Source organism: Streptomyces sp. NPDC008137 (assembly GCF_042957035.1).
Classification (GTDB): Bacteria; Actinomycetota; Actinomycetes; order Streptomycetales; family Streptomycetaceae; genus Streptomyces.
In genome coordinates, this window is the sequence record NZ_JBIBHN010000027.1 from 36,888 (window position 1) to 60,816 (window position 23,929).

Below are 23,929 nucleotides of genomic sequence, written 5' to 3' on the forward strand. Positions count from 1 at the left end.
GAGGCCCGCCGCTCGGGGTCCGGTTCGTGCGGCTCGAAGTACGTCATGACACCGGCTCCTTCAGCACACGGTCCGCGGGGACCTCCGCCGTGACCGTCACCGCCGCCGGGTCCAGGTCGCCCGGCGTCGGCATGACACTGCCGGGCAGCTGGACGGCGGCCGCGCCATGGGCGACCGCGGAGGCGAGGGCCTCGGGGCCGCTGCCGCCGGCGATCAGGAAGCCGGCGAGGGAGGAGTCACCGGCGCCGACGTTGCTGCGCACCGCGGACACCCGGGCGCTGCCGAACCAGGCGCCCTCGTCGGACACCAGCAGCTGCCCGTCGGCGCCGAGGCTGGCGAGGACGGCCCGGGCGCCCATCGCGCGCAGTTCCTCGGCCGCCTTCACGGCGTCGCCGACGGTGGCCAGGGGGCGGCCGACGGCTCCGGCGAGCTCCTCGGCGTTCGGCTTGACCACGTCGGGCCGCTCGCGGAGCGCCTCCAGCAGCGCGGGCCCGGAGGTGTCCAGGGCGATCCGGGCACCGGCGGCGTGGGTGCGGGCGACCAGCTCGGCGTACCAGGAGGGGGCGAGGCCGCGCGGGAGGCTGCCGCAGCAGGCGATCCAGGCGGCGTCGCCGGACTGCTGCCGTACGGTCTCCAGGAGCAGTTCCCGCTCGGCCTCGGACAGTTCCGGACCCGGTGCGTTGATCTTCGTCAGGACCCCGTCGGCCTCGGCGAGGGCGATGTTGGAGCGGGTGGCCCCGGCAACGGGGACCGGCGCGACCTCGATGCCCTGCTTGTCGAGCAGGTCGGCGACGAGCGCGCCCGGGGCGCCGCCGAGCGGCAGGACCGCCACGGTGCGCTGTCCGGCCGCGGCGACCGCGCGCGAGACGTTCACGCCCTTGCCGCCCGGGTCCATCCGCTCGCCGGTGGCGCGGATGACCTCGCCGCGGTCGAGGGACGGCACCTCGTAGGTGCGGTCCAGTGACGGGTTGGGGGTGACGGTGAGGATCATGCGCGCACTACTTCCGTGCCGCCGCGCTCGATGGCGACGGTGTCTTCGGGGCTCAGCCCGCTGTCGGTGATCAGCAGGTCCACATCGCTCAGGTCGCCGAAGCGGGCGAAGTGCTCCTGGCCGTGCTTGGAGGAGTCGGCGATCAGGACCACCCGGCGGGCGGCTGCCACGGCCGCGCGCTTCACGGCGGCCTCGGCGAGGTCGGGGGTGGTCAGACCGTGTTCGGCGGAGAAGCCGTTGGCGGCCACGAACAGCACGTCGGCGCGGATCTCGCCGTACGCCCTGAGCGCCCAGGCGTCCACGGCGGCGCGCGTGCGGTGCCGGACGCGCCCTCCGATGAGGTGGAGCTGGATGCCGGGGTGGTCGGCGAGGCGGGCCGCGATGGGCAGGCTGTGCGTGACGACGGTGAGGGAGGCCTCCAGCGGGAGGGCCGCGGCCATCTTGGCCACCGTCGTACCGGCGTCGAGGATCATGGTGCCCTCGGTCGGCAGTTCCGCGAGGGCCGCCTTGGCGATGCGGTCCTTCTCGTCGGCCGCCGCGGTCTCGCGCTCGGCGAGGTCCGGCTCGAAGTCGAGACGCCCGACCGGGATGGCCCCGCCGTGCACCCGGCGGACCAGACCGGCCCGGTCGAGGGCCGTCAGATCCCGGCGGATCGTCTCCGCCGTCACCTGGAACTCCTCGGCCAGCGACACGACATCCACTCGGCCGCCGTCACGGGCGAGCCGGAGGATCTCCTGCTGCCGCTCCGGTGCGTACATGTCTGTTCGCCTCCGCCTCATGCCCGAACGTGTGGTTTCAGCGGGAGGCTACGCCGAGATTTCTGGGAAGTAAACAGGTTCGGGCCCAATCGGGCATGATCGGAAACAGAAACAGGCCCGGCACCCTGTGAGGTGCCGGGCCCGCTCCTGCTTTCAGCTGCGTCAGACCAGCGCCGGTTCCTTCCCCTCCACCGGCAGCGACTCGCCCTCCACGTGCTGCGCCGGCCGCTTCGGCAGCGCGAACATCAGCAGGAAGATGACGGCCATCACCGCGGCCACCCAGCCGAGCGCGTTCTCGAAGGCGTCGGCGAAGGCCGGGCCCACCTGATCCCGGCTCAGGTGGTCGCTGATCGAGCCGAAGAACACGACCGACACCAGCCCGAGCCCGAGCGCGTTGCCCATCTGCTGCACGGTGTTGATGAGGCCGGAGGCCGAGCCGGAGTGCTCGCGCGGCACCTCGGAGAGGATCGCGTCGGTCAGCGGCGCGACGATCAACCCCATGCCGACGCCCATCACAACCAGCGGGAGCGCCATCTGCCAGGAGGTGATGGCCAGGCCGTAGTGCCCGGACTCCCAGATGTAGAGCAGCACCCCGGCCCCCATCACCAGCGCGCCCGCCTGGAGCACCTTGCGCCCGAAGCGCGGGACCAGCTTCTGCACCGACATCCCGGCGGCCACGGACACCGCGATGGAGAACGGCACCCCGGTCAGCCCGGCCTTGAGCGGGCTCCAGCCCAGCCCGAACTGCATGTACAGCGTCCACACCAGGAAGAAGATGCCGAGCGCGACTCCGAAGACGGTCTGCACGGCGATCCCGGCCGCGAAGCTCTTGACCCGGAACAGCGAAAGCTCGACCAGCGGGGAGCCGTCCCGCGCGCTCTTGCGCCTCTCGTACGCCACCAGCGCCGCGAGGACGACGAGCGAGCCGGCCATCGAGACGTACCCCCACAGCGGCCAGCCCAGCTCCCGGCCGCGGATGAGCGGGTAGAGCAGCATCAGCAGGCCCAGCGTCACAAGCGCGACGCCCACCAGGTCCAGCTTCAGGGCCTTCGGCGCCTTGGACTCGGTGATGAAGCGGCTGCCGAGGATCAGGCCCGCGACACCCACGGGCAGGTTGATCAGGAAGATCGAGCGCCATTCCCACCCGAACAGGTTCCACTCCGTCAGCAGCGCGCCGAGCAGCGGACCGGACACGGCCCCGAGACCGACGACCGCGCCGAAGAGCCCGAACACCTTGCCCCGTTCGTGCGCCGGGAAGGTCGCGTGCACGATCGACAGCACCTGAGGCACCATCAGCGCGGCCATGCCGCCCTGCAGGAACCGCGAGGCCACCAGCATCTCCGGGTTCACCGCGAGGCCGCACAGCGCGGAGGCGACGGTGAAGCCGCCGATGCCGACGAGGAAGATCCGCTTGCGGCCGTGGATGTCGCCGAGCCGTCCGCCGGTGATCAGCCCGGCGGCGAAGGCCAGGGCGTATCCGGCGGTGATCCACTGGATCTCGCTGAAGGACGCGCCCGACTCCCGCCGGATCGACGGGATGGCGATGTTGACGATCGTGACGTCGACGAGGTCCATGAAGGCGGCGGTCATCACAATGGCGAGGGCGAACCAGCGGCGGCGGTCGGTCCCGCCGCCGCCCGTGGTGCCGAGCGTGGTGTCGGTGGAGGTCATGTATCGAAACTAGGGGGTCATTAGGTCAGATCGTGACCTAGTCGTACGGCATCCTCGTCGGTATGACGACGGACACACCGGCCCGGCTGCTCACGCTCCTCTCCCTCCTCCAGACACCCCGCGAATGGCCCGGCGGCGAGCTGGCCGGACGGCTCGGGGTCTCCCGCCGCACGGTCCGGCGGGACATCGACCGGCTGCGCGAACTGGGCTATCCCGTGCAGGCGACCAAGGGTTCCGACGGCGGCTACCGGCTGGTCGCCGGCAAGGCCATGCCACCGCTCGTGCTCGACGACGAGGAGGCCGTGGCCATCGCGGTCGGGCTGCGCGCCGGGGCCGGGCACGCGGTGGAGGGCCTGGACGAGGCCTCGGTCCGGGCGCTGGCCAAGCTGGAGCAGGTGCTGCCGGGGCGGCTGCGCCACCGCGTGACCACCCTGCAGGCCGCGACCATGCCGCTGACCAGCGGGGACGGGCCCAGCATCGCACCCGAGACACTGACCGTGATGGCCTCCACGGTCGCCGGGCACGAGCGGCTGCGGTTCGCCTACCGGGCCGCCGACGGCACCGAGTCGCGCCGCCTGACGGAGCCGTACCGGCTGGTCTCGACGGGCCGCCGCTGGTACCTGGTCGCCTACGACATCGACCGCGACGACTGGCGCACGTTCCGCGTCGACCGGGTGAGCGAACCGTTCGCCACGGGGGCTCGCTTCGTGCCGCGCGAGCTGCCGACGGGAAGCGCTGCGGAGTTCCTCCGGCAGTCGATGCAACGGCAGCAGCAGACCTACGACTTCGAGGTCACCTTCGCCGCACCGGCCGACTTCATCGCCGCCCGGGTACCGAAGTGGCTCGGCACGCCCGAGCCGTTGGACGACGGCAGCTGCCGGCTGCGCGGGTCCGCGGGCGACCAGGTGCAGTGGGTGGCGTTCCGGCTGGCGATGCTGGAATGCGACTTCGTGGTCCGGGAGCCCGTGGAACTGGTGCGGGCCGTGCGGGAGTTGGGGGAACGGTTGAGCAAGGCGGCCGGGGGCGGGGCGTGAGCCTGGCTCTCAAGTCCCGCCCGGCGACGCGTGCACCCCTGGCGCTCAGGTGTCCATCGGCGGGACATGGCCCCTGCCACTCACGATCCGTTCGACACCCGGCCGCGTCACGCCTCCCACGGAAAGTCCCGCAACGCCGCCAGATTCCGCGACGCGAGTTCCGCCGGTCCCCCCGGGCCCTCCGCCGGGCCGTCTCCTTCCGCCCAGGCCTCCAGCGCGGCGCGCACGGCGGCGCTGGCGACGGCGGCGGCGAAGCGCAGGCCAGGCGCGGCGGCAACGTTGTCGTCGCCAGGCCCGGTCCCGCTCCCCCGTTCCGCCAGTACCTCCCCCAGCATCCGTTCCGATGTCTGGCACACCTCCGCCCACACCCGGCGCAGGGACGGATTCGTCTCGGCGAGGCGCAGGAGTGTGCGCACCCACTCCCAGGAGGACGCCGAGACGCCGATGCCCGGGGTGAGGGTGTGGCGGACGCCCTGTTCCAGGGCCTGGAGCACGCTCGCGTCGGCCGGAGCGGCGCGTACCGCGGCCACCCAGCGCTGGGCGCCGGCCGCGTAGAGCGGGGCGACGGCCTCCTCCTTGGTGGCGAAGTACCGGTAGAAGGTGCGCGGGGCGATGCCGGCGGCCTGGGCGATGTCCTCCGCGCGGGTGGCGCGCAGGCCGTGCCGGACGAAGAGGCCGGCCGCCGCCCGGGCGATCTCCATCCGTGTCTCGGCCTTCCGCCGTTCGGTCAGCGATGCCTGGGGCGGGGTCGGGGTGGTGCTGCTCACGCCCGGCAGGCTATGCCCATGTGACACAATCTGCCATCTGGCGGGCCACCCCGTGGTTCAGGTACGGGGTGCCCCGCTCTCCAGGCATCCCACCCCAGGCATCCCACCCCAGGCATCCCACCCCGGGCAGCACGCTCCAGGCACACCGCTTCAGGCACCCCGCGGTGCGCGAGGTCCGGGCACGAGAAGAGCCGGACCCCGGCGCCCGGGGGGAGGGGCGCCGAAGCCCGGCCTTGGGAGAGTCCCGGCGCCGGGGGGAGTGCGACGGGACTTGGTCTCGGGGGCCCAGGGGGTGTGATCCCGGGCCTCGAACTGGTGGACCCGGAAGTCTTGTTCCCCGAGTCCTTCGGGTTAAGCGGCGATACACCGCCATGTTTGCGCGGTCTTTCGCCACCCGGCGTACGCGGTGCCACGCACCACGCGGCCGGGTGCGAACCGGGCGTCACGCCGGGTGCGAACCGGGCGTCACGCCGCCGCGTCGAAGCCGGTGCTGCGCGCCAGCTTCTTCAGCTCCAGCAGCGCGTGCTTCTCGATCTGCCGGATGCGCTCGCGGGTCAGGCCGTGCTCCTTGCCGACCTCGGTCAGCGTGCGCTCCCGGCCGTCCTCGATGCCGTAGCGCATCTTGATGATGGAGGCCGTGCGCTGGTCGAGGCGGCCGATGAGGTCGTCGAGTTCCTCGCTGCGCAGCAGCGTGAGCACCGACTGCTCGGGCGACACCGCGGAGGTGTCCTCCAGGAGGTCGCCGAACTGGGTCTCACCCTCGTCGTCCACCGACATGTTCAGCGAGACCGGGTCGCGGGCCCAGTCGAGCACGTCGGTGACACGCTCCGGCGTGGAGCCGAGCTCGGCGGCGATCTCCGCCGGCTCCGGTTCCCGGCCGTGCTCACGGTTGAACTCGCGCTGCACACGGCGGATCCGGCCGAGCTCCTCCACCAGGTGGACGGGCAGGCGGATCGTGCGGGACTGGTCGGCTATCGAGCGGGTGATGGCCTGGCGGATCCACCACGTCGCGTACGTGGAGAACTTGAAGCCCTTGCGGTAGTCGAACTTCTCGACCGCGCGCACCAGGCCGGCGTTGCCCTCCTGGATCAGGTCCAGCAGCGGCAGACCGCTGCGGGGGTAGCGGCGGGCGACGGCGACGACCAGGCGGAGGTTGGAGCGGATGAAGATGTCCTTGGCCCGCTCCGCGTCGGCTATCAGGGCCTCGAGTTCGTCACGGGTGGCGTCGGCCTTGGTCTCCTCGAACCCGTCGAGGACCTGCCGCGCGAACACACCCGCCTCGATGACCTGTGACAGCTCGACCTCCTTGGCGGCGTCGAGCAGTGGTGTGCGCGCTATTTCGTCGAGGTACATGCCGACCAGGTCGCGGTCGGCGATCTCGCCGCCATGGGCGCGAACACTGCTTGCCGCGTCGGCCGTCTCGCCGGTGGCGGACTTACGACGGGCGACGGCACGGGTTGCCATGCGTGCTCCCTTGCGATGGTGAGGTCAGCGGGCGGTCCTTCGGACGCTGGACTCCGTCTCCGGGACTCTCCGGACTCTCCTCGGGTGCCCTGCATCCGATGGAAACAACGACTGGAATCAGGACAGAATTCCCAACCCGCCCCACGATTTTCCTGATCATGCAGTACCCTGTCCGCCCACCTGGGGAGGCACGATGCCGTCAGAACGTACAGAGGTGCAGGTCAGACCGGGAGTCGAGGCCGACCTCGAAGCTCTCACAGCCCTCTACAACCACTATGTACGTGAGACGGCAATCACATTCGATACCGCGATCTTCACTCCGGAAGAGCGCCGCCCTTGGCTGCTCTCCCATCCAGTAGACGGCCCGCACCGCCTGTTGGTTGCCACGGGCACCAACTCACAGGAGATTCTGGGCTACGCCACATCTAGCCCTTACCGCCAGAAGCCCGCTTATGCCACCTCGGTGGAGACGACCGTGTACGTCGCCCCGCACGCGGGCCGCCGCGGCGTCGGCACTCTCCTGTACGAGGCCCTCTTCGAGGCCCTGTCCGGCGAGGACCTGCACCGCGCCTACGCCGGCATCGCCCAGCCGAACGAGGCGTCCGGGCGGCTGCACGAGCGCTTCGGCTTCCAGTACGTCGGGACGTACCGGGAGGTCGGCCGCAAGTTCGGCCGGTACTGGGACGTGGCCTGGTACGAGAAGCCGCTGTAACACCCGGGGCGTGCACCCCGGCGTCCATGAGGCCGGTTTCAGCCGAACTGCACCGACCGCTTGGCCAGCCCCATCCAGAACCCGTCGATCACCGACTTCTGCGCGTCCAGCTCACCGGCCGCGTCAGCCGCGCCCATGGTCACGAACAGCGGGGCGAAGTGCTCGGTGCGCGGGTGGGCGAGCTGCCCGGCCGGGGACGTGCGCGTGAAGTCCAGCAGGGCGTCCACGTCCCGCGCCTCCAGCGCCCGCCGCCCCCAGTCGTCGAACTCCACCGACCAGCCGGGGATGCCGCCCTGCCGGAGCGCGGCCAGGTTGTGGGTGAAGAAGCCGGAGCCGACGATCAGCACGCCCTCGTCCCGCAGCGGGGCGAGCCTGCGGCCGATCTCCATGAGCCTGACCGGGTCGAGCGTCGGCATGGAGACCTGGAGGACGGGGATGTCGGCCTCCGGGTACATCTCGACCAGCGGGACGTACGCGCCGTGGTCGAGGCCGCGGTCGGGGACGTCCTGGACGGGCACACCGGGGGCGCGCAGCAGCTTCCGTACCGACTCGGCGAGCTCCGGTGCGCCGGGAGCCTCGTACCTCACCCGGTAGTAGTGCTCGGGGAAGCCCCAGAAGTCGTAGACGAGGGGGACGGTCTCGGTGGCGCCGAGGGCGAGCGGGGCCTCCTCCCAGTGGGCGGAGACCATCAGGATCGCCTTGGGGCGCGGCAGTCCGGCGGACCAGGCGGCCAGCTCACCGGGCCAGACCGGGTCGTCGGCCAGCGGCGGGGCGCCGTGACTGAGGTACAGAGCGGGCATGCGCTCCTGGGTGGCGGCGGACATGCTGCGACTCCCTCCACAATGGTTCCCTGACAAAACTGTACGGGCCATTTGTTTAATCTTCAAGAAGGGGCCACGTAAAGTGGAAGGCATGAAGGCACCCGCATCCGCACCGACACCGGGCTCCGCCGAAGGACCCCACGAACCGCGCTGGCTCACCGACGAGGAGCAGCGCGTCTGGCGCTCGTTCATGGAGGGCGTCACCCTCCTCGACGACCATCTCGACCGTCAGCTCCAGCGTGACGCGGGCATGCCGCACGTCTACTACGGCCTTCTGGTCAAGCTCGCCGAGGCGCCCCGGCGGCAACTGCGGATGACCGAGCTCGCCATGCTGGCGAAGATCACCCGCTCCCGCCTCTCGCACGCCATCGCGCGTCTGGAGAAGAACGGCTGGGTGCGCCGCGAGGACTGCCCCGACGACAAACGGGGCCAGTTCGCCGTGCTCACGGACCAGGGCTACGAGGTGCTGCGGCAGACCGCCCCGGGCCATGTGGAGGCCGTACGGCAGGCGGTCTTCGACCGGCTCTCCCCGCAGCAGCAGAAGTCCCTCGGCGAGATCATGAGGATCGTCGCCGAGGGACTTCAGCCGACCGAAGCGGGTGCGGACCTGCCCTGGCTCCGCTGAGCCGGGGCAGGTCCTGGAATCCATAGGTACGAGGCGTCCCCTTCCTCGCGCCTACGGGTGGCCCGAAGGGTTTCTCAGGTGGCCCGAAGGGGTTCTCCCGGATCCGCCCGCCGTCAGTGGGCGACGACCGGGATCTGCACCTCGTCGTCCACGCCGGAGTCCGAGCCGGTCACCGTGGAGCTGTCCGGACGGCCCGCGTTGACGAAGGTCAGGGCGATCGCGGCGGCCACGACGAGGATGCCGACGGCGAACCAGATGGCGCTGGTGTAGCCCCGCACCATGCCCTCCAGCTGGACCAGCTGCTGCTGGGACCGGCTGGTCGCCCCCACGATGTGGTCGGCGATGTACGAGGTCGTCGCCGAGGCGGCGATGGTGTTCAGCAGGGCGGTACCGATCGCGCCGCCCACCTGCTGCGAGGTGTTGACCATCGCGGAGGCGACACCGGAGTCCCGGGGCTCGACACCCTGGGTGGCCAGGGACATGGCCGGCATGAACGCCGTACCCATGCCGAGGCCGAGCAGCAGCATCGCGGGCAGCAGCAGGGCCGCGTACGAGGAGCCGATCTCCAGCTGGGTCAGCAGCAGCATGCCGAGCGCGGCGACCAGGAAGCCGGGGCCCATCAGCAGGCGCGGCGCGACCCGGGTCATCAGACGGGTGCCGATCTGGGTCGAGCCCGTGATCATGCCCACGATCATGGGCAGGAAGGCGAACCCGGTCTTGACCGGCGAGTACCCCTTCACGATCTGCAGGTAGTAGGTCAGGAAGAGGAACAGACCGAACATCGCGATGATCGCGAGCCCGAGGGAAAGGTAGACACCGCCGCGATTGCGCTCGGTGACCACGCGCAGCGGCAGCAGCGGCGCCTTGACCTTGGACTCGACGAGCACGAAGGCCAGCAGCAGCACGGCGGAGGCGACGAACATGCCGACGGTCACGGAGTCGCTCCAGCCGTCGGACTCGGCGCGGGTGAAGCCGTAGACCAGAGCGACCAGGCCGAGAGTGGACAGGATCACGCCGGGGATGTCGAGCGGCGAGCGGTTGCGGCCGCCCTCCGGCTCACGGATGACCAAGTACGCACCGGCCGCGGCGACGATGGCGAACGGGATGTTCACGAAGAATGTCCAGCGCCAGTCCAGGTACTCGGTGAGGAAGCCGCCCAGGATCAGACCCACGGCACCGCCGCCACCGGCGATCGCGCCGTAGATGCCGAACGCCTTGGCGCGCTCCTTGGCGTCGGTGAACATCACGGCGAGGAGCGACAGCGCGGCGGGCGCGAGCAGGGCACCGAAGGCGCCCTGGAGGGCGCGGGCGCCGAACATCATCGCCTCGTTGGTGGCCGCGCCGCCGAGCGCGGAGGCCGCGGCGAAGCCGCCGAGCCCGACGACGAACGCCTTCTTGCGGCCCCACAGGTCGGCTATCCGGCCGCCGAACAGGAGCAGACCGCCGAAGGCGAGGGCGTAGGCCGTGACGACCCACTGCCGGTTGCCGTCGGAGATGCCGAGGTCCTGCTGGGCGGAGGGCAGGGCGATGTTCACGATGGTGGCGTCCAGGACGACCATCAGCTGGGCGAGCGCGATGAAGACGAGCGCTTTCCAGCGGCCGGCGTCCGGTTCTCCGGCCGGTGCGCCGAGTGCCTTTGAGGCTGTTTCAGACATGGGGGTACCCACTTCGGGACTTCGTGACGGAAAGAGATGTCGAGAGCTGACGGCTCATCTACGGGGACGGCCGCAGGGACTGTGGTCCTGTTGTCGGACGGATGGGACGCGCTGAACTAATCGGTGACGCGCCGAACCAATCGGTGACGCGCTGAACTTATCGATGACGCGCTGAACTAATCGGTCAGGGCCGGCGCAGATCCTCCAGGGTCACGGCCGTGCCCGGCAGTACGGAGCGAGCGGGTGCCCGCAGCCCGTCCAGGAACAGCTGAAGATGGCGGTGGACGAAGGCGTCGGCACGGAAGCAGTCCGTCCCGGCCGGGGGCCGGCTGAGCTGGGCCACGGCGATCATGACGTCTCCGACGCCCACGTCGGAGCGGAGCTGCCCGGCGGCCCGGGCACGGTCCATGACCTCGGCGACCTGGCTCTCGACCCGTTCGCGCGCGGTTTCCAGATCCGGGTGGTGCTTGTCGAACGTGCTGGAGACCATCGGGCACAGCGCGCTGATCCGCTCGTCGGCGGCGGCGTGCACGAAGCGCTCCAGCGCCTCGAACGCGTCACCGGTCTCGGCGAGCGCGAGCTCGGCCGCGGCGGCCGTACGGTCCATGACGGAGCAGACGACCTCGCGGACCAGCGCGTCGCGGTCCGGGAAGTTGCGGTACACCGTGGCGTTGCCGACGCCGGCCCGGCGGGCGATCTCGTCGAGCGGCACCTCGGGGCCGTGCTCGACGAACATCTCCCGGGCGGCGGTGACGATCCGCTCCCGGTTGCGCAGGGCGTCGGCGCGAGGCCGGGGCGCCTTGCGCTGTTCGGGGGTGGCGGTCTGCACGGCGTACTCCTGGATGGGTGAGGTGTGGCGGGTGAGGCTGTGCGGTGTGCGGTGTGCGGTGTTTGCGATCCGGGGAGCGGGTCCCCGTTTCGCTCTGACACATGACTAAACGGGGACTGGGTCCCCGGTATTTCCCGTAACCCGGACTTTTTCTTTGTGACCTGGCTCACAAGGGCCCACTGGCTTCCGGCGGGGCGCTACTGGCGGGAAACCCACGATCGGTCTCCTCCAGCGCGCGCCCCCATCCGCCGCAACGCAGGGTGAGCGAAAGGGTGCAGTCGGAGACCGGCGGCTGCCGTGGCGCGGGAGGTTCCCTGCAATGCAGCCGCAGCCGCAGCCTCAGCGACCCCGGCGGCCGGGCGCGGCGGGGTCGCTCGGAGCGGGCCGTAGGCAGCGGGCCGGCTCGGGGCGTACGCAGCAGGCCGGCTCGGGCCGTACGCAGCAGACCGGCTCGGGCCGTACACAGCAGACCGGCTCGGGCCGTACACAGCAGACCGGCTGGGGGCGTACGCCACCGCCTCGCCGTCGGATACCCCGGCCGCCCCGCAGACGTCTGGCCGCCCTGGCCTGCGTGACCGTCCTGACCTTCTCGGTCAGCACCTCCGCCGGTACGGGCCACCTCACCGCCGGCGCCACGACGGCCGGAGCCGGCCCGGTCTCCTTGTCCCGCACCTCCTCGCACGGCCCCTGCCTGATCCGCGGCGCCCGCGAGGTCCAGATGTCCGAGGGCATCCCCACCTCCGACGGCTACTCCCGCTCCACGGGCACCGTCCGCGCCCTCACCCTGATGATCGACTTCTCCGACGCCCCCGGCGACGGCGACGCCCTGGACCGCTTCCGGGAGTTCTTCCCGCAGACCCGCGACTGGTTCCGCACCAGCTCCTACGGCCGTCTCGACTACCGCCCCGAGACCCCGATCCCGGAGTGGCTGCGGATGCCGAAGTCCTTCCGCGAGTACGGCATAGAGCGCGGTGCCCCCTTCGACCCCGGCTACCGCACACTGGTCCAGGACCTCGTGGCCGCGGCCGACCCCAAGGTGGACTTCCGCGCGTACGACCTCGTGAACGTGCTGGTCACCCCGAACGCCGGCCCCTCCGCCCTGGACACGGTCCTGTCCGTCACCTTCGCCGGCAACCCCGACGCCCCGACGGCCGACGGCACCCCCGTGGCCAACGCCTCGTTCGTCTACTCCCGCCAGGACGACGGTTCCGGCTCCTACGACCGCAACGGCTACCGCGTACTCCCCCACGAGAACGGCCACGTCTTCGGCCTGCCCGACCTGTACACCGCCGAGGGCGGGGGCGCGGTCGGCCACTGGGACATCATGAGCGAGGACTGGGGCGCCAACAACGACTTCCTCGGCTGGCACAAGTGGAAGCTGGGCTGGCTCGACGCGGCGCAGGTCCACTGCGTGGCGACCCCCGGCACCACGGAGTACACCCTGACCCCGCTGGCCAGCGCCGGCGGCTCCAAGCTGGTCGTCCTCCCCCTGGACAGCGCGACCGGCTACGCCGTGGAACTGCGCACCCGCGCGGGCAACGACGAGACCGTGTGCCGCCCGGGCGTCCTGATCTACAAGGTCGACGCGCGGGTGGACACGGGCATGGGCCCGGTCACCGTCCACGACTCCCGCCGCGACAGCGGCGGCTGCACCCGCGCGCCCAACGTCCACGCGGAACTGTCGGACGCGCCGTACACGCCCGGGGAGACGTTCAGGGATCCGGGCAGGGGAGTGGAGATCGAGGTGGCGGGAGTGGATCTGGAGGGGGGAGGCGGAGGTGAGGGCGGGTATCGGGTGCGGGTGACGAGGGGGTAGCGACGCCAGAGGGAGCCCGTCCCGGACTCCGGATTACCGTAAGGCCTGCCGCGACCGCCGTACCGGAGAGCCGATGCCAGCGAAGCCACCCATGAACGACGACCCTGAGGGGTCCGCGCCCTCGGCCGACGAGAAGGGGGCGCCGGTGAAGAACGCCGGGGCGGCGACAGAGGACGGCGGCACGGCCGCACCGGCCCAGGAGAGGACCACACCAGCCGGGGAGGGGACCACACCGGCCACGGGGGCGACCACACCGGACGAGGCGGTCACCCCACTCATACGCGGCATCGCGGTGCTGCGGGAGCTGACCGAGGCGGACGGCACACTGAGCCTGAGCGGCCTGGAACGGGCCACCCGCCTCGCCCGCTCCACGGTCGACCGCATCACGGCCACGCTCGCCCGCATGGGCTACGTCCGCGTGGACGGCAGGGACGTACACCTCTCCCCCCGCCTGATGGAGCTGGGCAACGCCTACCTCGCCGCCCTCCACCTCCCCGCCCTGCTCGCTTCCCGGGCGGACGCCCTGGCCGACGAACTGGACGAGTCGGTCTCCCTGGCGGTCGCCGACCGCGATGGCATCCGCTTCATCCACCAGGCCACCCGCCGCCGCGCGATGTCCCTGAGCTTCCGCATCGGCGACCTGCTCCCCGCCGAACGCACCGCCCCCGGCCCCCTGTTCGCGACGGAGTGGACGGCCACCGACTGGCAACGCTGGCGCGAACGCCGGGCGGCGGACCCGAGGGACCTCTCCTTCACGGCCGTACCGCCCCGCAAGTACGGAGCGGACGCGCGCGACGACGAGATGTTCGTGAGCCGCACGCGGGAGGCCGCCGCGAACGGCTGGGCCCTGGACGACCAGCTGATCGAACCGGGCCTGGTGGCGGTCTCGGTACCGGTCCGCTCCCCTCAGACGGTGGGCGACCACCGCCGCCCGGCATGCGTGGCCAGCGTGGTCAGCCACACCAGCCGCCACACGGCACACAGCCTGCGCACCACCCTGCTGCCGCGACTGCAGGCGGCGGTAACGCAGATGGAGCGGGAACTGGACCGCACTCCACCCTCACCCCCCGGCACACCACCGTCGGACCTGGCGCTGTGGACGGGCGCGTCGAAACAGCAACTCGGACGTGACTTCATCGAATCCCTGGCGCGGGGCCTGACGGTCCTCACGGCCTTCGGCGAGGGCAGGCCGGAGCTGACACTCACGGAGGTCGCCCAGGCCACGGGCCTGGCCCGGGCGACGGCCCGCCGCGCACTGATCACCTACGAACACCTGGACCTGGTGACATCGACAGGCGACCGCACCTTCGCCCTGACCCCCCAGGTCCTCTCCCTGGGCTTCCCGCCCCTCTCCCGCACGACCCTCCCCGACATCGCCCACCCCCACCTCGCCGACCTGACGTCCCGCATCCACGAGTCGACGTCACTGGCGGTGCTCTCGGACTCGGGCGAGGAGATCCAGTACACGGCGAGAGTGGCGACGGGCCGCGTCATGAGCGTGAACATCACCTCGGGCACCCGCCTCCCGGCGTACGCGACGGCTCCGGGCCGAGTCCTCCTCTCGGACAGGGCCACCAAGGCCACCGCGGACACTCTGGCCTCGATCCGCTCCCAGGGCTACGCCCTGGTGGACGAGGAACTGGAAGAGGGCCTCCGCTCCCTCGCGGTCCCGATCCGCGACCGTTCCGGCAGAGTCGTCTCCGCCCTGAGCACCGCGATGCACGCCAGCCGCCACAGCCTCCGGGAGTGCGTGACGGACCTCCTCCCCGAACTCACGACCACAGCCACCCGCATCGAGTCAGACCTCCACACCGCCGCCCGCTTCACCCACGTCCCCCTGACCTGACCCCCACACCCACCCGACCCGTATCCGGTACGCTGACGCCTGTGGTCCTCCCAGACCACGGGCACGATGCTGCTTGCGTCCGATGCCACTGCCTTCGTAGCTCAGGGGATAGAGCACCGCTCTCCTAAAGCGGGTGTCGCAGGTTCGAATCCTGCCGGGGGCACTGACTGCACCGCAGGTCAGAGAGCTGAAGGCCCCCCGTTCCGTTCGAACGGGGGGCCTTTCTCACGCCCAGAGTCCACAAAGAGTCCACATCCCCATTGGATCATTCACCCGGACGGGGTAGTGGCATCATGCATATATCCGTTTACAGTTCTGGTGCGAGGGCTGGCGTCTCCCCACGTGCGCCAGACGCGCGCTCGCGTACATCCTGCGTGCCACCGGCGGGGAGGCCGGTCACGTAGGCCGAGGCCCCTGCCGTGTATGTCGGCGGGGGCCTCGTGCAAGTCCAACGTAGACCGCCCCGCCCTGGAGTTCAGGGCGGGGCGGCATGCTCTGAGCGGATCAGAGCGCGGGCGGACGGGGCGGACGCGCGGACGCCCCTCGCCGCCCAGGCCCTCAACCTCGAGGGCCGCCATGTTGGGGGGTGGCGCACATCCCGGGTTTCCCTCCCCCAGCAAGATCATGCAATTTGCCTGGCCAGGCAAAGACAAGAGGGCAAGATCGTTACAGCGTTAGCGGGTGCCGATTGACCCGATGCCCGACTGGGTGCTTCCCCGACGCCGGGAGATCGGCAGGCGCATTCGAGCGGCCCGCCTCGCCGCCAACCTCACGCAGATGCAGCTCGGCCACCGCGTCGGCCGCGACCACCGCACCATCCACCGGTGGGAGTACGCGCAACGCGTGCCCGACCTCGAGGACTTGCTGCTGCTGGCCGATGCCGTCGGAGTCCCGCTCGCCGAGTTAGTCAGGTGAGCGGCCCGCCCCGCGGGGGATTTCCGGGACGGGCCGCTCGGGAACCGATGCCGGCGCGATCGGCGACACACCGGCACCGGGGGTCACTGACGCACGTCGGACTGGCTAGTCGGGGCTGGCGTCCGCCTGCACGGCCTGCTGTGCCGGTAGATCGTGATGCCGGGCCCAGACGCCGACGGGATGTCGTGCTTGGTGTAGTCGTCGGCCCCACGAAGGGGCTTGTCGCAGCGCGCGCAGCGTTTCACGACTGCCCCTTCCGGAAGGCGAGGCGGCGCAGCACGATGCCGACCTCGCACGAGGTCTCCTGCGTGATCCCGTCCCCCGCCCGCTTGTCGGTCCTCCGGCCGCACTGCTCGCAGTCCTCCTCGCAGTGGGTGAAGAGGGCCCGCATGGCGCGCTCGCCCGCATGCAGTGGGCAGGACCGTGGGAACCAGCGCATCGGCGATGTGGACCCGGACAGCTCGGTGAGGCGCTCGCCGAGGTCGACGGCCGACGCCCCGGTCAGCGGGTCCTCACCGCTGCCCCAGACGCACACGCGGCCGGCGACCTGGGCGTCGGTCAGCGTGGCCAGGTCGGGCACCGCGAGCAGCTTTACGGCCCGCGAGTGCGGTTCTTCGGTGGTGGTGGTGCTCATCTGCTACCCCTCGTGGATCTCGGCCCAGACCTCGGGAGCGTCGGTCGTGTCGCTGCTCCCCCAGTGGTCCGCGCTGGCGAGTGCGGGCATGAGCGCCCGCCAGGTGGCTATGTCTCCCGGGTCTGGTGCTGTGGCGTGGAAGCGCGTGCGGCCGTTCACCACGAGCGGGCGCACGGGCTCTTGGAGCGCGCGTTCCAGCGCGGTACGCAACGCTGCTGCTCGCAGGCTGATAGGCACAGCACATCCCCGCTCTCGTGCGAGAGAATGACTCTCGTACGAGAGTAGCGAGAGCAGCACTACTCTGTCACGCAGGTCACACAGAAGGGAGGCGGACAGTGAGCACCGAGCCGCCGCTGTACCTGCGCGTAGCCGACGAGCTGCGCGCCCTCATTACGACCGGCGAACTCCCGCCCGGGGCCCGCCTCCCATCCGTCGCTGACCTGATCCAGCAGTACGGCGGCAGCAACTCCGTGGCCAGCCGGGCGTACAAGGTGCTCGTCGATGACGGCCTGGTCGTGAGTCGTCACGGCGTCGGCCACTACGTCCGTGGCCCCGAGTCGCCCGAGCTGCTGGTCCGCCGGCACCGCCGCCGCTCCGAGGACAGTCCGTTTGCGCAGGGCGCCGCCGAGCAGGGCAGCGTGGGGACGTGGCGGCACGAGTCCACCACCGAGCAGGCCTCCGAGACGGTGGCCGCCCGGCTCGGCATCACGCCCGGCGACCCAGTCATGCACACCTCGTACGTGTACCTCGCCGACGAGCGGCCCGTGCAGCTGGCCGAGTCGTGGGAGCCGCTCGCCCTCACCGGGCAGTCCCTCGTGGCCCTGCCCGAGGTCGGGCCGTACGCCGGCGTCGGCGTGGCCGCGCGAATGCGGGTGCTGAGCATCGAGGTTGGTGACCCGGTCGAGCGGGTGCGTGCCCGCCTTGCCACCCGGCAGGAGGCGCAGGCCCTCGGCATGACGCCGCCCGGGCCGGTCCTCGCGGTCGAGCGGACGTACTACGACCAGGCCACCGGCCGCCCGGTGGAGACGGCGGACGTCGTGATGCGCGGGGACCGGTGGGTGGCCATCTACGGACAGACGCCCTGAGGCTCCTAGAGGCGGCGGCGATCGCCGAGAATCACCGGCGGGTTGTTGGGCGAAGGCGAGGGCTCGGGCTGGGGCGCTCCGTCGCGGCGGCAGATCAGTGCGTCGGGGTCCCACGAGGGCGCTTGCAGGCTGTACCCGTCGGGGCAGTCCGGGCCCGGCGGCCCTTGCTCGCCACGGGGGCCTTGCTCCCCCTGCTCTCCCTGCGGGCCCTGATCGCCTGCCGGTCCTGCTGGTCCGGATGGCCCGGCCGGACCGTCCGCACCCGGCGACCCGTCCGCGCCTGCGGCCCCGTCCTCCCCGGGCTCGCCGTCCTGGCCCGGCGTCCCCGGCGTGCCGTCCTCCCCGGGCTGTCCCTCGGCGCCCGGCGAGCCGTCCTGTCCCGGACTCCCCGGGGCGCCCTGCGGGCCGGGGATAGGCACTGGCACCTCGGCTCGGTCGGGCAGGTTGTCCACTGCTACGGAAGGGTCAGGGGCGACGGGCGTCTGCCCCTCGCTCTTCACCTGCGCGCGCAGCTGCCGCACGTCCGTCGCGAGCGTCGACACAGCCTCGCCTCTGCGGTTCGCCTCAGCGACAGCGTCCTGACGTGCGGTCGTCTCTGCGTCGATACGGCCCCAGATGATGACGACCGCGCCGGACAGGGCGACCAGCCAGCACAGCACCGCCAGGGGGCGCCAACGGCGGGCCAGCGCCCGCTCTGTCCGGGTCACGGTTGTCCTCCGTGTTGGGTGATGATGCTGCGCAGCCGAGCAATCTCGGCCTGGTCGGCGGCGCGCAGGCTGGCAGCCTCGGCCAGCTCCTTGTGAAGCTCGGTCACCTTGGCGTCAAGGCGGTCCCGCTCCTCTTGCAGGTTGTCGGTGAGGCTGCTGTAACCGGTGAGGGCGTTCTCGCCCCGCTTCCCGAGGTACGCCACCACGCCACCGACGACCGCGCCTACGCCCACGAGCAGGCTGCCGAGGGTGGTGGCGTCCAACACGGCTCCTAGACGCCGCGCGCCAGAGAGGCGCTGTTCTTGGTGCCGAACGCCCGCGCCAGCATCCCCTTCAGCACGGTCCCCGCCGCCGCCACACCGGCCGCGGCCATCGTCTCCCAGAAGCTGGCGCGGAACATGTCGGCCGGGCCCGCGGCCACAGCCACACCGCCGGCCGTGACGACGAACGTCGCCATGGTCCGCTCGGCGAGGTCTCTCGCGTAGGTCTTGGCCGTCTTCACGACGGTCTCAGCGTTGGGCAGGTTGAGTTCGGACATGGTGTGCCTCTCACTTCGGGGTGTCGGCGACGTCCAGGCGGACGTCGATGGATTCCACGGCCTCGGTGACCGCGGCGCGGACCGTGGCCACGAGGGCGTCCACGTCCACGGCCGCGTCGATGCGGCCGAGCGCGTTGGCCATGGCGGTGATCGCTGCCGTCTGTGCGGCGTCGTTGGCCTGGAGGACGCGCAGCCGCTTGCCCATGTCGATAAGCAGCGACGCGGGCGCCCAGTGCTCGTTGCCCGGGGACCAGTCGGCCGGGACGCCGATCACGCCGTCCGTCTTCCACAGCATGGCCACGTCGGTTTTGGTCAGCGGCATGTCTTCCTCCTCGGTCTTGGGGCGGGGCGCCCCGGCTTTGGCCCAGGCATAGACGGCATCGCCGGGGCACGATGTGGCGTAGCTGTCGCGGTGCCCGCCGAGCCACGTCCCGGCCCGGCCCTCCTTGCGGCAGTAGTCGATGGCGTCGCGCGCGCCGTGCAGCTGCTCGTCGGTCGGCTTGGTGAGGCCGGAGGAACCGACGAGGAGGAGCACCGCGTAGTCCTGGTTGTTCAGCGTGGTGCTGCCGTTCGCGGAGTTGCGGCGTCGCAGGCCACGGCCCTCGTACACGTAGCCGTGGGTGCAGACGGCGAACGAGTAGCCGATGTCGGACCAGCCGTTGCCGTCCATGTGCTGGGCCTGGATCTGCCGCACGTAGGCGGCGCATCCGGTGTGTGGCCGGTCCGCGTACGGGGTGCCGAGGTAGTGCAGCTTCACGCCTCGGCGGCTGCCGCTGTAGAGGGTGGCGCCGTTGGGCATGCGGTAGTCCCGGGCTCCCCACTGCGCGCGCGTCACGAGCTTCATCACGGTGTCCTTTCAGAGGAGTCGGGCGTAGCGGGGTGCGCCGCCGATCGAGCCGCCGCCGCCGAACTTCCCGCCGGTCGTCGCCCCTGCCGTGCGGCGCACTTGGATCTGCACCTTCAGCAGCGAGGCCGCCCGGTACGGGGTCAGGTCGAGAGTCAGCGCGGGCAGCGTGTAGGCGAACGTGGCCGGCACGCTGCCGCTGGCGACGACGATGGAATCGTTGAACACGACCTGCCACTCACCGCCGGTGTTGACGCTGGAGACCTGGTCGCCGATGAACACGAGGCCGAGGGAGAGTTGCGCGGTGCGCGGGGACATGACCGTTTCCCACAGCGTCGCGAAGCTGGTGGTGTCCTCGAACACGAACGTGTGCAGGCTCGTCGGGTAGAACGGCAACTCGTCCCGCTCCCACCCTGCCCGCTGGAGCCCGGCCACCGTGTTCTCCAGCTCGGCGAGCCGCTGGAGGAAGTCCACGCTCTTCCGCACCTTGGGCACGTCACACCCCCACGCACGTCAGCCGGATACGTTCGGGCCCGTTCACCGCGGTGTTCTCGATGCTGACGATGCGCAGCACACCCTCACGGCCGGCGGGACTCTGCGGCTCGGGGTCGATGATGAACAGGCCCTCGTCGCCCACCTGGTACGAGCCGAACTGCGGGTCCGCGTCGGCGGCCACCTCGAACGTGGGCTGCGTCGTCGACCGAGACCGCGCGTCGAGGTCGGCGTTCGTCATGCCCTGCACCTGCGCCTCGTCGACCACCCCGTCATACGTGGTGACACCCTCAAGGAGCGGCCACCCCGAACCGATCAGGTCCGAGGCGGCGGCCGTCTTCACGATGCGTGCCTCGCCGGTGCCGGCGCCGAGCCCGGACATCTCCGTGACGAGGGACGTCCCGTCTTCCGGCCAGTCGTAGTCGATGATCGAGCCGTGGCCGCCGCCCTTAGAGAAGACGAGGCCGGACTCTGCCGCGGTCCGGCCGCGCCGCGGGTACCAGGCTCGGGCGCGCCGGTAGCGGGTCGGGGCCTGGTTGTTGGCCGCGCTGGTCCAGCCCACCTCTACGCCGAAGTCGAACCCGTTGTCAGCGGCAGCGAGTTCACCGATCGTCTTGTAGATCTCCGGCCGCTCATATCCGGGGTAGGTGACGGTGCGCGTGATGCCGTGGCCCGGGGCGGTCAGCGGGTCGATGTCGATGTTGACGTTGCCGCCGGTCTGGTCCTGCGCGTAGCGGAGCAGGCTCCACATGATGAACTTCTGGTCGGCGTACAGCAGTTGTCCGCCCTGGTCCACATAGGCCGGGTTGATCACCATCGACGCATCCGTGGACAAGGTCTTCTTGACGTAGCGGTGCTGGAAGTACGACAGAAACTCGGCGGCCTGGATGGACTTGCCGCCCTTCACCCGGTCCCTGGTCCAGACGATGCCACCCCACACGAGGACGCCGTCCCGGTCGACGTACACCGCGGTGCGGCCCGGGGTGCTCGCCGTCTCCGGGTCGAGCGGCAGCGTCTCATCCGAGTACGGGATCGTCCCGGACAGCTTGCCGATCCCGTTCAGCTCGAAGCTGTACGAGACGTTCGCGAGGGGCAGTTCCGCGAGCAGGGTATCCGTGCGCAGGTCACAGAACAGGTACGTGTACGTGTGCTCGGGCTGGGCCTGCGGGCCCGCGGTGAGCATCGCCGACAGCATCATCAGGTCGGTGGTCACGGGATCGGGGTCACCTCCAGCGTGCCGCCGGAGATCGTCGCCGTCGACGACGAGCCGGAGGAGATGTTCCACTGCGGGGTGATCGTGAGGCTGGCGCCCGGGGTGAGACCCGTGATGAGCCGCGTACGCGTGCCAGCGAGACGGCCGCCCGCCGCCGTGAGGGAGTTGAACGCGCTCGCCGTGATCGTCGTCGCGCCGGAGGCACGCCACGTGACGTGGCAAGTCGACGTCGAGGTGTTCGTGTTCTCGGCGTTCGCCGACACCGACACCCGCACCATCCCGGACGGCGGCACCGTCACCGTGATCGGCGCCCACGAACCCGACAGAAAGTCGACATAGGTGGCGACCACGTTGAACGGCGGGTTCGCCGCCTGCAGAGACGACGACGGCCGCAGGTACTCGCGCACCTGCCGCTTCGTACCCGCCAGCTGCCCCACCTCCAACACGTCCGTGTCAGTGAGATAGAGCGCCTGCCCCGGCGCCAGCCTCGGCGGCGCGTTGTTCGACGACACCGGGACGATGCCGCCCGCCGCCACCGAGTACTGCCTGAAATCCGTGATGTTCGCCGCCGCCACCGAAGCCTGCGACGGGCCGATCGCCAGCTCAGCGAGGAGCTGCGCATTCGCCGGCAGGGCCGGGCGCACCGCCGCCCCAGCGCTCGCGGCATAGGCACCTTGGATGATCTCAAGCCGCCACTCGTTCGCGCTGCCCGCGTACTCGGCGTCATACACCGAGGCGACCACCGCATCCTTGCGGTACTGACCGGCGCCGCCCGCCGGGGCGACGGTCAGCGTCACGTCGGCGTCGTTGGCGCACACGTACGTGCCGACGCCGCCGGTGTCGTGCTGGTCGATGTAGCAGAACCCGGCGCTGACGATGACCGTCATGTTCGGTGTCGCCGCCGCCCGCACCTTCAGCTGGTAGTTCGTGTACGACGGCTTGACACCCTGCCGGATCCGCATGGGCGTCGCCTCGTCCACCGCGAACCCGGGGTAGCTGAGCAGCGCGGTGAGCGCCAGGCGGTCATTGCGGGCCGGGTACGAGCCCGCCTGCATCCACGCCGGGGGGTTGATCACAGCCACGGTGTGGCCTCCTTCCTACAGGCTCGTGTCGCGCCAGGTGACAGTGAGCAGGGACGATTGGCCCGGGGCACCCGGCAGCGCCGAGCCCCGGTAAGCGAGTTCGTTCGAGCCGGGGTACAGCAGTGGCCACGCCGACCCCGCACGCACCCAGGTACGGCGCGGCGTCGAGCCCATGAACAGCACCGCACGGGTGCGGGTGTCGATCAGCAGGTACTCGCCGGGCTGAAGGGTGGCGTCGAGGGTGAGGATGCCGCCGCCGAGCTGCTCGATCGCCGGGTTCGCGACGGGACCGTCCAGCCGCAGAACCGGGTACGCGGGGCTGGCGCCGTCGTTGACGGCGGTCAGGCGGCCGGACTCGCCCGCGCTGCCGTACACGCGGTTGGAGCCCGCGGGCCTCGAGGACACCGACGCGTTCGGGGTGCCTTCCCAGGTGCCGCCGTTCGCGCCGTCGAAGTAGCCAGCCAGTGTCGTACCGCCGACGTGCGCCATCGCAGCGTCCGCCCACCAGGTGGCGGCCCCGGCCGCCGAGGTGGTAGCGACCGCGGACACCCGGTCAACGGTCTGCCCGGCCGGGACGGTGAATGAGCCGGATACGCGGGTCCACACACCGGGCTGGGCCTGCGCGAGGACAGACACCGTGCCCAGGGTGGTGGTCTGGTTCCGCCACCACAGCTCCAGCGCGCTGATACCCGTGACGGGGATCTTCACCCACACGCCGAACCGCACCAGGTTCCCGGCGGCCACGGGCTCGATGTTCCACGAGGTGCCGCCCTGCGACGAGGCGAGCGAGATGGCGTGCTGGACGCTGTACGCGCCCACGTACGAGTCGGTGCTGACCCGGGAGCGCGTGCTGTTGCTGCCGAACCCGGTCGTCTCCGTCGTGAACGACTCCTCGAAACTGGGGTTCAGCACCAGGTTGCGCACGGCCGCCCCAGCACCCGCGTACACCAGCGGGTAGGAGCGGCCCGCCGACGGGCTGTAGGCGGCCGTGGAAGCGCTCTTCTCCTCCAGCCCGTAAAGGTAGGGGTCGGCGCAGTACAGCTCGAGGGCGGCGTCTCCGATGCGCCAGAGGTACTCGGCGTCATACGGGATGTTGCGCTTCCTCACCTTGCCCCACACGAGGATGCCCTGGTCGAGGAACTGAAGCGGCGCGGGCTGCCGCTGAGGCTGCGTCGCATTGCGCAGCGCGATGGACAGGGCACGCAGATCGTCCGGGGTCTCACCGCGCAGCCCCAACTTCAGCTGGACCGTGCGGGGACCGGTGTAGTCCGGGCCGGTGTAGTCCCCGTGCTGGCCCGGCCGCTCCACATCCTCCGAGCGGATACCGGGCAGGTCGTCCAGCCCCTCGATCGCCGTCACCGAATACGGGCTTCCGGGGCCGAACGTGAGGTCGCCCCACTGGACACGGCCGAGTGCCTGCTGAGCCACGG

Annotated in this window: 25 protein-coding genes and 1 tRNA gene; 8 read left to right on the plus strand and 18 right to left on the minus strand. The window is 71.0% G+C overall.

What is annotated here, in order from left to right:
• Positions 1–43: 43 nt before the first annotated feature.
• The 3 genes from pfkB to ACFZBT_RS31420 all read right to left on the minus strand — a co-directional run bounded on the left by pfkB (position 44) and on the right by ACFZBT_RS31420 (position 3,420).
• A complete protein-coding gene (gene pfkB, locus ACFZBT_RS31410; RefSeq protein ID WP_391110669.1) occupies positions 44–991 on the minus strand; it encodes a 1-phosphofructokinase in 948 nt (315 codons plus the stop codon).
• Positions 988–1,749 (minus strand): DeoR family transcriptional regulator, encoded by a 762-nt coding sequence (locus ACFZBT_RS31415; RefSeq protein WP_391110672.1) that lies wholly within the window; start codon positions 1,747–1,749, stop codon positions 988–990. The genes pfkB and ACFZBT_RS31415 overlap by 4 nt, the downstream gene beginning before the upstream one ends.
• A 162-nt stretch (positions 1,750–1,911) precedes the next feature.
• Positions 1,912–3,420, minus strand: a complete 1,509-nt coding sequence (locus ACFZBT_RS31420; RefSeq protein ID WP_391110675.1) for a DHA2 family efflux MFS transporter permease subunit — start codon at positions 3,418–3,420, stop codon at positions 1,912–1,914.
• 62 nt (positions 3,421–3,482) lie between these two features.
• Here ACFZBT_RS31420 and ACFZBT_RS31425 point away from each other — a divergent pair, with 62 nt between their 5' ends.
• Positions 3,483–4,454 (plus strand): WYL domain-containing protein, encoded by a 972-nt coding sequence (locus ACFZBT_RS31425; protein WP_391110677.1) that lies wholly within the window; start codon positions 3,483–3,485, stop codon positions 4,452–4,454.
• A gap of 107 nt (positions 4,455–4,561) precedes the next feature.
• Here the strand turns inward: ACFZBT_RS31425 and ACFZBT_RS31430 are convergent, their stop codons facing one another.
• Both ACFZBT_RS31430 and ACFZBT_RS31435 read right to left on the minus strand, forming a co-directional pair.
• Positions 4,562–5,221, minus strand: coding sequence for a TetR family transcriptional regulator (locus tag ACFZBT_RS31430; RefSeq protein ID WP_391110680.1), 660 nt, complete (start codon positions 5,219–5,221; stop codon positions 4,562–4,564).
• Positions 5,222–5,686: 465 nt separating this feature from the next.
• On the minus strand, positions 5,687–6,685 hold the full coding sequence (locus ACFZBT_RS31435; RefSeq protein ID WP_391110683.1) for a sigma-70 family RNA polymerase sigma factor: 999 nt from the start codon (positions 6,683–6,685) through the stop codon (positions 5,687–5,689).
• Positions 6,686–6,878: 193 nt separating this feature from the next.
• On the opposite strand from ACFZBT_RS31435, the gene ACFZBT_RS31440 reads away from it, so the two are divergent.
• Complete coding sequence (locus ACFZBT_RS31440) at positions 6,879–7,397, plus strand: GNAT family N-acetyltransferase (protein WP_391110685.1); 519 nt, start codon at positions 6,879–6,881, stop codon at positions 7,395–7,397.
• A gap of 38 nt (positions 7,398–7,435) precedes the next feature.
• On the opposite strand, the gene ACFZBT_RS31445 is transcribed toward ACFZBT_RS31440, so the two are convergent.
• Positions 7,436–8,221: a dioxygenase gene (locus ACFZBT_RS31445; RefSeq protein ID WP_391110687.1), complete on the minus strand. Its 786-nt coding sequence runs from the start codon at positions 8,219–8,221 to the stop codon at positions 7,436–7,438.
• 88 nt (positions 8,222–8,309) lie between these two features.
• Between ACFZBT_RS31445 and ACFZBT_RS31450 the strand changes: the two genes are divergently transcribed.
• On the plus strand, positions 8,310–8,843 hold the full coding sequence (locus ACFZBT_RS31450; protein WP_391110690.1) for a MarR family transcriptional regulator: 534 nt from the start codon (positions 8,310–8,312) through the stop codon (positions 8,841–8,843).
• 113 nt (positions 8,844–8,956) lie between these two features.
• Here the strand turns inward: ACFZBT_RS31450 and ACFZBT_RS31455 are convergent, their stop codons facing one another.
• Both ACFZBT_RS31455 and ACFZBT_RS31460 read right to left on the minus strand, forming a co-directional pair.
• On the minus strand, positions 8,957–10,498 hold the full coding sequence (locus tag ACFZBT_RS31455) for a DHA2 family efflux MFS transporter permease subunit (RefSeq protein ID WP_391110693.1): 1,542 nt from the start codon (positions 10,496–10,498) through the stop codon (positions 8,957–8,959).
• A gap of 184 nt (positions 10,499–10,682) precedes the next feature.
• A complete protein-coding gene (locus ACFZBT_RS31460; RefSeq protein WP_391110696.1) occupies positions 10,683–11,327 on the minus strand; it encodes a TetR family transcriptional regulator in 645 nt (214 codons plus the stop codon).
• 319 nt (positions 11,328–11,646) lie between these two features.
• Here ACFZBT_RS31460 and ACFZBT_RS31465 point away from each other — a divergent pair, with 319 nt between their 5' ends.
• The 4 genes from ACFZBT_RS31465 (at position 11,647) to ACFZBT_RS31480 (ending at position 15,904) form a co-directional block, all read left to right on the plus strand.
• Complete coding sequence (locus ACFZBT_RS31465) at positions 11,647–13,143, plus strand: M6 family metalloprotease domain-containing protein (RefSeq protein ID WP_391110699.1); 1,497 nt, start codon at positions 11,647–11,649, stop codon at positions 13,141–13,143.
• A gap of 91 nt (positions 13,144–13,234) precedes the next feature.
• Entirely contained in the window at positions 13,235–14,989 is a 1,755-nt protein-coding gene (locus ACFZBT_RS31470) for an IclR family transcriptional regulator C-terminal domain-containing protein (RefSeq protein WP_391110702.1), read from the plus strand.
• A gap of 90 nt (positions 14,990–15,079) precedes the next feature.
• Positions 15,080–15,152, plus strand: a tRNA-Arg gene (locus tag ACFZBT_RS31475).
• A gap of 518 nt (positions 15,153–15,670) precedes the next feature.
• A complete protein-coding gene (locus ACFZBT_RS31480) occupies positions 15,671–15,904 on the plus strand; it encodes a helix-turn-helix domain-containing protein (protein ID WP_391110705.1) in 234 nt (77 codons plus the stop codon).
• 241 nt (positions 15,905–16,145) lie between these two features.
• Here ACFZBT_RS31480 and ACFZBT_RS31485 read toward each other — a convergent pair whose 3' ends face one another.
• Positions 16,146–16,538: a hypothetical protein gene (locus tag ACFZBT_RS31485; RefSeq protein WP_391110708.1), complete on the minus strand. Its 393-nt coding sequence runs from the start codon at positions 16,536–16,538 to the stop codon at positions 16,146–16,148.
• Positions 16,539–16,541: 3 nt separating this feature from the next.
• On the minus strand, positions 16,542–16,775 hold the full coding sequence (locus ACFZBT_RS31490) for a hypothetical protein (protein ID WP_391110710.1): 234 nt from the start codon (positions 16,773–16,775) through the stop codon (positions 16,542–16,544).
• A gap of 98 nt (positions 16,776–16,873) precedes the next feature.
• Between ACFZBT_RS31490 and ACFZBT_RS31495 the strand changes: the two genes are divergently transcribed.
• Positions 16,874–17,623, plus strand: a complete 750-nt coding sequence (locus ACFZBT_RS31495) for a UTRA domain-containing protein (protein WP_391110714.1) — start codon at positions 16,874–16,876, stop codon at positions 17,621–17,623.
• Between the two features lie 5 nt (positions 17,624–17,628).
• On the opposite strand, the gene ACFZBT_RS31500 is transcribed toward ACFZBT_RS31495, so the two are convergent.
• From ACFZBT_RS31500 to ACFZBT_RS31535, 8 genes are read right to left on the minus strand one after another with little or no spacing between them, the layout of a single operon-like run.
• Positions 17,629–18,330 (minus strand): collagen-like protein, encoded by a 702-nt coding sequence (locus ACFZBT_RS31500; RefSeq protein WP_391110717.1) that lies wholly within the window; start codon positions 18,328–18,330, stop codon positions 17,629–17,631.
• Positions 18,327–18,596, minus strand: a complete 270-nt coding sequence (locus tag ACFZBT_RS31505; RefSeq protein WP_391110720.1) for a hypothetical protein — start codon at positions 18,594–18,596, stop codon at positions 18,327–18,329. Before ACFZBT_RS31505 ends, ACFZBT_RS31500 begins: the two co-directional genes overlap by 4 nt.
• A 5-nt stretch (positions 18,597–18,601) precedes the next feature.
• The gene (locus ACFZBT_RS31510; protein ID WP_391110723.1) at positions 18,602–18,868 is read right to left on the minus strand and encodes a hypothetical protein; all 267 of its coding nucleotides are present in this window, start codon (positions 18,866–18,868) and stop codon (positions 18,602–18,604) included.
• A 10-nt stretch (positions 18,869–18,878) separates the two neighbouring features.
• Positions 18,879–19,712 carry an N-acetylmuramoyl-L-alanine amidase gene (locus tag ACFZBT_RS31515; protein ID WP_391110725.1) on the minus strand — a complete coding sequence of 278 codons (834 nt, stop codon included), beginning with the start codon at positions 19,710–19,712 and terminating at the stop codon, positions 18,879–18,881.
• 12 nt (positions 19,713–19,724) lie between these two features.
• Entirely contained in the window at positions 19,725–20,207 is a 483-nt protein-coding gene (locus ACFZBT_RS31520; protein ID WP_391110728.1) for a hypothetical protein, read from the minus strand.
• A 1-nt stretch (position 20,208) separates the two neighbouring features.
• Positions 20,209–21,417, minus strand: coding sequence for a hypothetical protein (locus ACFZBT_RS31525; protein ID WP_391110731.1), 1,209 nt, complete (start codon positions 21,415–21,417; stop codon positions 20,209–20,211).
• A complete protein-coding gene (locus tag ACFZBT_RS31530; protein ID WP_391110734.1) occupies positions 21,414–22,499 on the minus strand; it encodes a hypothetical protein in 1,086 nt (361 codons plus the stop codon). The genes ACFZBT_RS31525 and ACFZBT_RS31530 overlap by 4 nt, the downstream gene beginning before the upstream one ends.
• 15 nt (positions 22,500–22,514) lie before the next feature.
• Positions 22,515–23,927, minus strand: a complete 1,413-nt coding sequence (locus tag ACFZBT_RS31535) for a phage distal tail protein (protein WP_391110736.1) — start codon at positions 23,925–23,927, stop codon at positions 22,515–22,517.
• Positions 23,928–23,929 lie beyond the last annotated feature (2 nt).

Coding starts and splice junctions, on each gene's coding strand:
- pfkB (WP_391110669.1), bottom strand. CDS start 991: ATGATCCTCACCGTCACCCCCAACCCGTCACTGGACCGCACCTACGAG.
- ACFZBT_RS31415 (WP_391110672.1), bottom strand. CDS start 1,749: ATGTACGCACCGGAGCGGCAGCAGGAGATCCTCCGGCTCGCCCGTGAC.
- ACFZBT_RS31420 (WP_391110675.1), bottom strand. CDS start 3,420: ATGACCTCCACCGACACCACGCTCGGCACCACGGGCGGCGGCGGGACC.
- ACFZBT_RS31425 (WP_391110677.1), top strand. CDS start 3,483: ATGACGACGGACACACCGGCCCGGCTGCTCACGCTCCTCTCCCTCCTC.
- ACFZBT_RS31435 (WP_391110683.1), bottom strand. CDS start 6,685: ATGGCAACCCGTGCCGTCGCCCGTCGTAAGTCCGCCACCGGCGAGACG.
- ACFZBT_RS31440 (WP_391110685.1), top strand. CDS start 6,879: ATGCCGTCAGAACGTACAGAGGTGCAGGTCAGACCGGGAGTCGAGGCC.
- ACFZBT_RS31445 (WP_391110687.1), bottom strand. CDS start 8,221: ATGTCCGCCGCCACCCAGGAGCGCATGCCCGCTCTGTACCTCAGTCAC.
- ACFZBT_RS31450 (WP_391110690.1), top strand. CDS start 8,310: ATGAAGGCACCCGCATCCGCACCGACACCGGGCTCCGCCGAAGGACCC.
- ACFZBT_RS31455 (WP_391110693.1), bottom strand. CDS start 10,498: ATGTCTGAAACAGCCTCAAAGGCACTCGGCGCACCGGCCGGAGAACCG.
- ACFZBT_RS31465 (WP_391110699.1), top strand. CDS start 11,647: ATGCAGCCGCAGCCGCAGCCTCAGCGACCCCGGCGGCCGGGCGCGGCG.
- ACFZBT_RS31470 (WP_391110702.1), top strand. CDS start 13,235: ATGAACGACGACCCTGAGGGGTCCGCGCCCTCGGCCGACGAGAAGGGG.
- ACFZBT_RS31485 (WP_391110708.1), bottom strand. CDS start 16,538: ATGAGCACCACCACCACCGAAGAACCGCACTCGCGGGCCGTAAAGCTG.
- ACFZBT_RS31510 (WP_391110723.1), bottom strand. CDS start 18,868: ATGTCCGAACTCAACCTGCCCAACGCTGAGACCGTCGTGAAGACGGCC.
- ACFZBT_RS31515 (WP_391110725.1), bottom strand. CDS start 19,712: ATGAAGCTCGTGACGCGCGCGCAGTGGGGAGCCCGGGACTACCGCATG.